The organism is Desertihabitans aurantiacus (assembly GCF_003344635.1).
Taxonomy (GTDB): domain Bacteria; phylum Actinomycetota; class Actinomycetes; order Propionibacteriales; family Propionibacteriaceae; genus Desertihabitans; species Desertihabitans aurantiacus.
The window spans coordinates 1-1,403 of record NZ_QPKK01000485.1 but is presented as its reverse complement, the minus strand read 5'-3'; the positions used below and the strand labels follow the sequence as shown (position 1 = coordinate 1,403).

Below are 1,403 nucleotides of genomic sequence, written 5' to 3'. Positions count from 1 at the left end.
GGCCGACGTCGGTGTGCCGGACGTCGTCGGCGTCCCCGGCTCGGACGGCATGGGCTCGGCGGAGGGCGGCTGCGGCGAGGGCTGTGGGCCGTCCCCACCGTCCGGGGCGGAGACGTCCCCGTCCGGTGCCGCGCCTCTCTCCGCCGGCCGCCGAGGTGTCGCGGTGCGCTCGTCCGCGGAAGCCGGCAGCTCGAGCACCGTGCCGACCGCCAGCTCGTCCGCGTCAGGGACGGCATCGCGGTTGAGCGCGTGCAGCTCCACCCAGCGGGCGGGGTCGCCGAGGTGGGTGGCGGCGAGCGAGCTGAGGGTGTCGCCCTCGCGGACCCGCACCCCCGGGGAGGTCGTCGTCGGCCCCGCCACCCCGGGGACGACCAGGCGCCACCCGACCTGGAGGTGGTCCGCCCCGCCGGTCAGCCGGTCTGTGTTGGCCGCGGCGATCCGCCGCCACTGCGTCCCGTCCCCGTAGTAGCGCTCGGCGAGGCTCCACAGGTCGTCGCCCTCGACCACCTCGTGACGGTGCTCGCCGCTGCGCAGGCTCTCCCCCGGCGCGGCCGGCCGGTCCGGGGCCTGCGGGCCCGCCTGCGGACCGGCCTGGACCGCGAGCACCGGCTCGGCGTGGGCGGACCCGGTCACCTGCGGCGTCACCACCATGGCCACCACGGCCAGCAGCAGCCCGCGCACCATGCCCCGCGGGGCGCCCAGCCCGGGCAGGCGGAGCGGCCGGCGGGCCGCGATCGCCACGCTCTCGACCAGGGTCGACACCAGCAGCACCAGCCACGCCAGCCACCCGAGGAGGGTGAGCACCACGAGCAGGGCCGACCCGTCGTCGGGCGAGGTCAGCCGGCGCCACAGCTCCTCCGGCGCGGCCAGCTCGGGAGAGGGCAGGTGCCCCGCCACCACCAGCAGGATCGGGGCCCCGACCAGCAGCGCCAGCAGGGCGAGCAGGGCCACCAGGCCGCGGACCACCCTCATCGCCGCCCCCGGTAGGTGTCGAGGGCGGACCGCCCGTCCGCGGTGAGCTCGGTCGACCCGGGCAGTCCGGGCACCACGACGTCGGACAGACCGACGGTGCAGGAGACCGAGACGTCGACGGTGCCCCCGGCGCCGGGGCTGCGTCCGAACCCGGACGGGTCGACCGCGACGTCGAGGGCCAGGCAGTCCAGCCCGTGGGTGCGGACGTTGCTGCGCACCACCTCCTGCGCCGCCTGCCGGGCGGCGACCGGGCTCCGGGCGAGGGAGGCGGCCCGGGCGGCGCCGGCGGCGGCGTCCTCGACCGCCTGCCGGGCGAGCCACAGCCGTCCTCCGGCGACCACCAGGCCGATGATCATCACGAGCACGGGGACGACGAGGGCGAGCTCGGCGGCGGCGGCGCCCCGATCACCGCGGATCGGTCGGCTGCTCCG

General features: G+C 78.1%; 2 protein-coding genes. Both read right to left on the bottom strand.

The features are described from left to right. On the bottom strand, nucleotides 1-972 hold a 972-nt coding region (locus DVA66_RS20415; protein WP_157974211.1), incomplete at its 3' end, for a LysM peptidoglycan-binding domain-containing protein. Continuing rightward, the coding region (locus DVA66_RS20410) for a TadE/TadG family type IV pilus assembly protein (protein WP_114561576.1) at nucleotides 969-1,403 on the bottom strand (435 nt) is incomplete at its 5' end. The genes DVA66_RS20410 and DVA66_RS20415, both read right to left, overlap by 4 nt.